Here is an 8,817-nt window from a genome sequence, read left to right on the forward strand (position 1 = left end):
TAGGTTCGGTGTAAAGTTTTCTGGCGAATTCAATTATACCTTATCTTCATGCTGTTTGTTTTTCATACCACAAAGATCAACACGCCCTAGTAATAAACCAACACCAAATGAAATAACAATAAAAGCGCGCGCATTACTTGAAGATGTTTTTGGCGATAACGGCGTCACCGAAATTATAAATAACCCAATATTTAAAGCGCACTTTATAGTAGCAAAATCGAATGGCTTTATTGCCAGCGAAAATAAATTAATACAGTTAATGGGTTTATCAAAAAGTTATATGCTAAACCGCGTTAACCGAAAATTATTAGGCTCACAGTATGAGCGTTTTATATTTGGCCCAGCAACAAGTGACTTATCAATTACCGACAGCTACAATTTTAAAACGCAAAACATAGCGCTTACTCAAAATAATTTAAAAGATGCATTACTTGCATCGGGTTCAATACCACTTGTTATGCAAGGCATAAAAAATATTGCAGGCTCGCCGCAAGGAATATATCGCGACGGCGGAATTATCGATTACCACTTTGATTTAAAAATTAATAACCCAGGCTTAATTTTATATCCGCATTTTAATAGCGATCCAAAAGCAGGGTGGTTCGATAAAAATTTAAAACGTAAAGTGTCACCACTTAATTACGACAATGTAGTGATGATCACCCCATCAAAAGAATTTGTAGCAAGCTTACCCTACGGAAAAATTCCAGATAGAAATGATTTTACCGATCTTGATGCAGACACGCGTATTAAATATTGGAATATAGTTTTTAGTGAAACAGAAAGGCTAGCTGAAGCGTTTGATAAAAAGTTAAAAATGTTATTAATTTTTAAAAATAAAATATAGTTTTATTAGTTGCTATAAGAAGTCAGTTAACATAATTAATTTTAATCGTGTTAACAGACTTCTTCTATAACATTTAACCCAAGCTTTTAAAGTCGTAAGAATAGATGTAAATGGTTATTTAGATATCTCTTCAATGTACTCCTGAAGTTTATTTTCAGCATTATCCTTACCAAATAGAATTTGGCAGACTTCATGTAAACCAGGATCTGAAAGAATATCTTCTTTTCTTACAACCAGTGAAATTTTAGAACGTCGACGTAAAAAATCACTGAGTTTAGTTATCATTTCCCGCTCAGCAGCGTGTTCAATTTCCACACGTAAGTACTCCGAATTCTTAATAAGGAGTTCGCCTTTTTCAGGTGCTTCACGAATTTTTTCTAGCATGTTAATCGCATTTCTGCCGTAACGTCTCCAAAACCGCTTACTAAGTACCTCTGTAGATGTTTTAGGTGTTAAACCATCCAAATTCATTAATTTTGCACGATGCATGAACTCATTTTTAACGGTGTCGTCAGGTTCACCGTACCATTTGTAATCTTCATAAGGTAACTTAATACCTAATCCAGTGACTAAATCAGCCACTTCATCGCCTACATTAATACAATCTGTTAGTTTTCCGCCAAAGATAGAAAGATATTTTTGATCACTATTTGTATCTATAGCGTGCTTGCGTGATAATTGCACCCAGTCAGCCTTACCATTACCGTCTTTTTTAATTGCTAATGGTCTAACTCCACAGCGCTCGGCTATAATATCACTTTTTGTAATTGGCTTTTCTAACTCTAATAATTTGTTAGCATTATCAAGCACAAAGTTTCGATCCTCATCAGTCACTTGTGAGTGCGGACTATGAACTTGTGTATCGGTTGTACCAATACACGTTTTTGGGCCCATGGGGATCACAAAAAACAACCGACCATCATCTGCAAAAAACGTCAGTACTTTATTACTGTTAGTTACCTTATCAACAATAAGGTGAATACCTTTTGAAAATACATGGTGATGTGCTGTGGTTTGACTATTTGTATTGTTAATAGGATCAACAAATGGGCCTGCTGCGTTAATAATAACTTTAGAGCGGATAGTAAACTTCTCTTTAGACATCTCGTCTACTGCATTTGTAGTCCAAATATCATTAGAGCGAGTAGAGCCCTGCGAACTTACGTAGTTAGCGGCAATACACCCATGGCTCATACTAGAGCGAATAAAATTGAAAACAAAACGAGCATCGTTATCCAATAAAAAGCTGTCTGAATATTCAAATCCAGCCTCTACATTTTTTGTGTTAATGACTGGCTCTGATGATTTTATTTTTTTTGCATTGAGGTATCTAGGAGATTTAGTAAAAAAACGTCCCATAAACCAATAGAGAATAGTACCTAAATAAACAAAGAATGCCGGAAATCTAAAGCCTTTTTGGATACTTGTAAAAAAGCGAATTTCTTTAACAGTAGAAGGATAGCTACGCATTAAATGGTTTCTACTTTTACAAAGTTTATTAACCAAATTATATTCATGACTTTCTAAATATTTTATGCCACCCCAAGCTAAATTTGATGAGTTTGAACTAGTGAAACCGGCAAAATCACCTTTGTCTATCAAGGCAACTCTAGCGCCCTTAGCGGCTAAAGCGGCAGCAGATACAGCACCGTTAATACCCCCTCCAATAATCAAAACATCATAAATATCTTGGGGAAGTTTTTTAATATTGTTGTCTCTAAGTTGACTCATTTGTTGAATTACCTATTTTAATATCAAGCTATTTAGACCAGCTCAATTAAATTTAAAGTATTAATGTCCTAAACGGTATTTATCGTGCTATCAAAACTTATACTAGGCATGCAGGTAAGTAAGTATACGAGTAATAATAAAAATACTTTCGATATTTTTATTATTTAACTCAAGATTTGTTACCCAACATTTAAGTACTTGATACAAGTAAGCCTTCAAACGAAATCAAAAATTAATTGATCTGACTAATAAGGATGACCAAGCTACTGCAGATAACTATTGTATTTTAAGACTCTGAATAGCTATAACAGTACGAAGTTATTATTTACTTCGGTTTTCTTTTTATTAAAAATAACATTTAATAACGAACATTTGCAAACATTAAAGTACATAAATGAAAATTAGTCTAGCTATATCAAACCCACCGTAAAGCAATAAAAAACTTAGGAGTTTAATTTTTTCCGCTATAGTTTTTTGACACCCCATTAAATCAATAGTTACTACGGCGTTTTGATATCCGATAAATCAAGCAAGGCTGGGCCAGTTGGAGGTATATTGTTAGCTATCTTTATTTTTCTTGATACAACAGCTATTGCCGGCTGAAAAGCGCTTGTTATATCGATTGTATGTCTCTTTGGTTTCTTATCATTAAAGCCACAAATAGTTTTACCATCTATGGCTATAACGCCAACGTTTGTTGCTATATGTGCAGCCTGTGTCCAACGTATAAAGTTTTGTTGTAATATCTATCCTATTAAAAGCATGATCATTTTATCTTCTTAAATAACTCTCTACGTTAAAAATTATTAATAGCTGGCAGCATAGGGGCAGGAGGGAGAGCAATACAGGAAAATGCAGAGAGTAATTGGAGATAACAACTCTATGTCATAATTTTGCTTTGTTATCGCGCTATTTCCTCAGCGCTATAATAGATCACTAATTTAATACAATAGGTATGACTTTTCAGATGATATAGGTGAATAGTACCATCTATAGTGTTGTGAACTGGAAGACTACTTTCAAATAAGACATATTTTTCAAGCAAATCAATCTCATTATGAGCAACGTATTCAATGCTTTTCATCCATCTTCGGTGCAGAACACACCTACAACGAGAGTGAATAAGATAGCATGAAGATTATATTCGACTCTAGATTGCAGTTGTTCGTCGGATATTATTGAAAAATGTTCATCAAAAATTAATTGTATGGGACTTCTGCTTATCAGAAGCCTATTCGATCATGCTGTAGCTAAAATGGAAAGCTCATGATTTCCCCATGATGAGGGAAAATCTATTTAACTGTTATGTTAAGCTTTTACTGAGCTATATGCAGTTCGACATCGTGCTCATTGAGTAAAGTAAGTATACTTTCGGGTGGCTGAGCATCGGTAATAAAGTTATCTGCCTGCGAGATATTACCTAATTTTACCATCGCATACCGACCGAATTTAGAGTGATCTGCAGCAAGTAAAACTTTACGTGAATTTTCAATGATTGCCTGGGCTACGCGCACCTCACGATAGTCAAAATCAAGTAACGCACCATTTTCTTCTATGCCACTAATACCTATAATGCCAAAATCCATACGAAATTGTTTAATAAAATCCTCTGTGGTCTCACCAATAATCCCGCCATCTCTGTGCCTAACTTCTCCACCTGCGATAAGTACAGAAAAATCTTTCTTAACACCTAATATAGCTGCAACATTAAGATTATTAGTTACAACTTTCAAATTTTCATGACCAAGAAGTGCTTTCGCGATTGTTTCTGTTGTAGTGCCTATGTTTATAAATAAGGAAGAGCCATTAGGTATCATACTAACTACATGCTGTGCTATTTTTTGTTTAGCTTCTAAGTCCATGATTTTTCTAGTTTGATATGCTGTATTCTGAATGCTTGAAATGGCACTAGCGCCGCCATGATGACGTCTCAATTTATTTAAATTAGCAAGATAAGCCAGATCTCGTCTTATTGTTTGTGGTGTAACTTCATAATGACTTACTAGTACTTCAATAGAAATTGAATCTCTTTCTTTTAATAATTTTAGTATGGATTCGTGTCTTTGGTCTTGAGTCATTTTTTTCGCATTTTAAATTTAGTTAATAGTAAATTATAGGTTAAGAGCTAACAAATGAAAATCACATATAAATAATTATATATTAAAGTTGTATTTTTGTTGTATGTAGCAATTAATCCATGTAATAGTACAAAAACGAAAATAACCGAAAGTAAAAGTGAAAAAATAATGAATAACTATATCCTTTCAATTGATCAAGGTACGACTAGTTCTAGAAGTGTGCTATTTGATTTAAATGGTAATATTGCATACCTAGAACAACAAGAATTTGACCAGCACTTTCCAAAAGATGGTTATGTAGAACATAAACCAGAAGATATTTGGGCTTCTGTGCAGCAAACAATGACAGCTGTAATGAAACACCTAGACCCTCAACACGATAAGGTTATTGCCATTGGTATTACTAACCAACGTGAAACGACAATAGTATGGGATAAAATTACTGGTGAACCCGTTTATAATGCGATTGTATGGCAAGATAGACGTACGTCAGAGTTATGTAATGATTTAAGGGCCGCAGAAAAAGAAGAGTTAATTAGAAAAAAAACCGGCCTTTTAATAGACCCATATTTTTCTGCAACTAAAATAAATTGGATTTTAGAAAATTGTCCCGATGCTAGAGAAAAAGCAGAAAAAGGCGATTTAATCTTCGGTACTGTCGACACTTATTTATTGTGGAAATTGACAGGTGGAAAAGAGCACCGCACAGACGCAACGAATGCTTCGCGAACTATGCTCTTTAATATTCATACCCAAGAATGGGACGCGGAATTACTTGAACTTCTGAATGTGCCAATAGAGATGTTACCAGAAGTAATGGATTCATCAGATGATTTTGGCGTAACAGATGAACGCTATTTAGGTTACGAAGTACCTATTCTTGCAATGGCAGGAGACCAACAGGCAGCGTTATTTGGGCAAACTTGTTTTCAACCAGGAATGGCTAAAAGTACCTATGGTACAGGATGCTTTATGATGGTTAACACTGGCGATAAAGTACTTGAATCTGAAAATAGACTTCTCAGTACAGTAGCTTATAGATTAAATGGGAAACCAACTTATGCGCTAGAGGGGAGTATTTTTATTGCAGGTGCTGCAATTCAATGGCTTAGAGACGGTCTACAATTAATCCAAAAAGCTGAAGAAACAGAGTCACTTGCATGCAATACCTCGCTAGATCACGGTATATATATGGTACCCGCTTTTACAGGATTAGGTGCTCCTTATTGGGATTCTAATGCGCGAGGTGCAATTTTTGGCTTAACCCGAGATACGGGTATAAAAGAGATCGTAACAGCTGGATTACAGTCAGTTTGTTTTCAAACTAAAGACCTTCAAAAGTCAATGGAAGCTGATGGCGTAAGACCACAGGTACTAAGAGTTGATGGCGGTATGGTAATAAATGGCTGGCTTATGCAATTTTTGTCAGATGTTTTAGGAGCCGAAGTTGACCGTTCGACCATAAGTGAAACTACTGCTTTGGGTGTAGCTTACTTAGCAGGTTTAAAAGCGGGTGTATTCCCATCACTTGAATCATTAGCGACTAACTGGAATTGCGATAAACGATTTGTTCCTAACATGACTAAATCAAAACGTGATGAATTATATGCCGGATGGTGTAATGCGGTAAAAAAAGTACAAAGCGAATAATAAGCCGCTTAACTATAAAACCATAGCAACATATCTATTAAGGTTTATTAGTGGAGACTATTTTTATGATACCACTAAATACTCCAAGCGTAAAAATAAATAAGTTGATACTTATCTTATGGTAATTTTCAGCTGTAAAAAAGTTTCAAAATATTCATGGTTTATACTTATGCAATAGATATCATTATTGAGGGTGGTTTTATGTTTATAATTAATAAGGAATATTAAAATGTCACCTTTCTTAGCTGAAATACTAGGAACTGCACTGCTTATTTTAATTGGGGGCGGGGTTGTAGCCAATGACATACTAAAGAAAACACTAGGCCATGGCGGCGGNGGTTGGATGACGATTACCACTGCTTGGGGACTTGGTGTTTTTATCGGCGTGGTTGTTGCCGGTCCCTATAGTGGAGCACACCTTAACCCTGCAGTAACAATAGGCTTAGCCGTAGCTGGATCATTTCCATGGTCCGAAGTTCCAAGTTATATTTTAGCGGAATTTATTGGCGCGATGGTTGGCGCTTCGTTAGTTTATGCAGTTTATAAAGATCATTTCGATGCCACTGACGATCCCACCTTAAAACGAGCTGTTTTCTGTACATCTCCAGCTATACCAAATACGTTTAGAAATATACTTAGTGAAATAATAGGGACCTTCGTTTTATTAATTTGTGTTTTTTACTTCTCTTCAGCTGAAATTGACGATGGCTCTGGCGTAAAAATAGGCTTAGGTTCAATAGGCGCTATACCTGTTGCTTTTGTTGTTTGGGGTATTGGACTTTCTCTGGGTGGGACTACTGGATATGCAATAAATCCAGCTCGAGATTTAGGCCCGCGAATTGTACATTCTTTATTACCAATAAAAGGTAAAATTGATAGTAACTGGGGTTACTCATGGATCCCGGTAGTTGGTCCAATAATAGGGAGTGTTTTAGCAGCTTTATTATATATATTAGTTAAATAATTGAAATATAGTTACTTAATTTTACTAAAAAATGATTATACACAGACTACTTTTCTGAACACACAAAAGAAAAATATAATTTATATAAGCAATATAGTTAAATAAAAAAGCGCCTTAAGGCTAATGTCAGTCAGTTAACACTGACTGGCTTTTTTTTATAGGGATATTTAGATGGTTTCTTTTTCACACATCGTGGAAAGCTGCGCTCATGATGCCTTGTTGGTAACTGAAATAGCGTCAGCGTTTCTAATAAATGCTCATAGCGTTTTGGTAAATTTCCCGGACTTGTCAGTGGGATAGTTAACAGAAATACATTGATATGTCTTGAACAATGAGAAAAACTCAGTTGATTTGGCCATACTTCCAGTAACTCTGCTGCCTCACGCATGGCTATTCTTATAATATTGTAGGCAATTAGTAACCCCCACAATTCTTGCCTTATCATATCCGGCCTTTTTGAGCGTAGGATATAGTTTGAGTGCAACATTGTTTGTTTTATTTCTCGATATCCTATTTCTATTTCCCAGCGATGCATGTACAAATCAGCGATTTCTTTTGATGGGTAACGCATTACATCAAGCATTGATGTAAGAATCTGATACTGCTTATTATTATGCGTGTAAGTAAGCAGCCGAGCTTCTATAAACTCTGGCAAGTCAGTAAACTTTTTTCGCGCTTGTGGCGATGTTTTAAGACGCACTAACTGGTCATTTTTACTCATTTTCTTTATGGTATCAACGGTTAAGCCTTTTCTGACAGGTATCATCCAGTGCCTTTCAGTCCCTGCTTGGTGCCAACGATGCAAAAGCCCTAATGAATAATAACCGCGATCAAATAAGGTTAATGAGTTATCCGGTGTACCTTCAATGAGCTCTTCAGCGAGTGTCATTTCTCCTTGATGTTGCCCGTTAAAAGTACAATTAATGAGTTGATGGCTCGTTAGCTCCATGTGGCATACCATCCGAATTTGCGGATAGGTATTTTCACCATACTGGGTTGAGCCACACCCAAATACGTCTTTATTCTCTGGCGTATCATGTGTACGAAAAACAACGCCATCAACTGCTAATAGATTTAAGCCACAAAATGTATCGAAGTGGGCATGATTATAATGCCGTGACGCCATCATCTTGAAGACCTGCTCGACAGCATCTTCACCTAAGCGTTGTCTCGCTTGAACCATGGCACTAGGGGCAACTAGTTTCCCTTTACCTGGTAAGGCGATGTCCATTTTAGAGGCTATATCCCAAACAGATTCATGACGAAATAAACTCATACCAATCACAGACCAAACGACAGCATCGAGTGGTAGGCGACGTTTACGAACGGTGGCGACACCCGATTTTTCAAAAGCTTGGTTAAGTAATTCGGGATCTAAGATGCCAGATAAGTTATCAAGCGTTGTAAATTCATCAGCAGATGAGAAGGTGGTTGAAAGAGCTGTTTGAATATCCATAAAAAAACCGTAATTAGCGAAACTAATTACGGATTATTCACGATCATTTAGATCGGTCAACCGATCAATTAACCTTAACTGATCGGCATTA

5 protein-coding genes and 1 pseudogene are annotated in these 8,817 nt (G+C 36.1%); 3 read left to right on the plus strand and 3 right to left on the minus strand.

Translation table 11 applies throughout. The features are described from left to right. Positions 1-62: 62 nt before the first annotated feature. Positions 63-847: pseudogene (locus L655_RS01000000125775) on the plus strand (patatin-like phospholipase family protein); the annotation flags it as partial. A 114-nt stretch (positions 848-961) separates the two neighbouring features. On the opposite strand, the gene L655_RS0116695 reads toward L655_RS01000000125775, so the two are convergent. Both L655_RS0116695 and L655_RS0116700 read right to left on the minus strand, forming a co-directional pair. Further along, complete coding sequence (locus tag L655_RS0116695; protein WP_024605636.1) at positions 962-2,578, minus strand: glycerol-3-phosphate dehydrogenase/oxidase; 1,617 nt, start codon at positions 2,576-2,578, stop codon at positions 962-964. A 1,316-nt stretch (positions 2,579-3,894) separates the two neighbouring features. Further along, positions 3,895-4,656: a DeoR/GlpR family transcriptional regulator gene (locus L655_RS0116700; RefSeq protein ID WP_002963130.1), complete on the minus strand. Its 762-nt coding sequence runs from the start codon at positions 4,654-4,656 to the stop codon at positions 3,895-3,897. A gap of 168 nt (positions 4,657-4,824) precedes the next feature. Here L655_RS0116700 and glpK point away from each other — a divergent pair, with 168 nt between their 5' ends. Together glpK and L655_RS0116710 are read left to right on the plus strand one after the other, a co-directional pair. Further along, entirely contained in the window at positions 4,825-6,306 is a 1,482-nt protein-coding gene (gene glpK, locus L655_RS0116705) for a glycerol kinase GlpK (protein ID WP_024597707.1), read from the plus strand. Positions 6,307-6,535: 229 nt separating this feature from the next. Then, positions 6,536-7,270: an MIP/aquaporin family protein gene (locus L655_RS0116710; RefSeq protein WP_024605637.1), complete on the plus strand. Its 735-nt coding sequence runs from the start codon at positions 6,536-6,538 to the stop codon at positions 7,268-7,270. Between the two features lie 130 nt (positions 7,271-7,400). Here L655_RS0116710 and L655_RS0116715 read toward each other — a convergent pair whose 3' ends face one another. Then, entirely contained in the window at positions 7,401-8,726 is a 1,326-nt protein-coding gene (locus L655_RS0116715; protein ID WP_024604027.1) for an IS4 family transposase, read from the minus strand. Positions 8,727-8,817 lie beyond the last annotated feature (91 nt).

It is taken from the genome of Pseudoalteromonas sp. TAE79 (genome assembly GCF_000498015.1).
Classification (GTDB): Bacteria; Pseudomonadota; Gammaproteobacteria; order Enterobacterales; family Alteromonadaceae; genus Pseudoalteromonas.

What these genes read in the sequence shown, in the direction of transcription:
- L655_RS0116695 (WP_024605636.1), bottom strand. Translation starts at nt 2,578, where the DNA reads ATGAGTCAACTTAGAGACAACAATATTAAAAAACTTCCCCAAGATATT.
- L655_RS0116700 (WP_002963130.1), bottom strand. Translation starts at nt 4,656, where the DNA reads ATGACTCAAGACCAAAGACACGAATCCATACTAAAATTATTAAAAGAA.
- glpK (WP_024597707.1), top strand. Translation starts at nt 4,825, where the DNA reads ATGAATAACTATATCCTTTCAATTGATCAAGGTACGACTAGTTCTAGA.
- L655_RS0116715 (WP_024604027.1), bottom strand. Translation starts at nt 8,726, where the DNA reads ATGGATATTCAAACAGCTCTTTCAACCACCTTCTCATCTGCTGATGAA.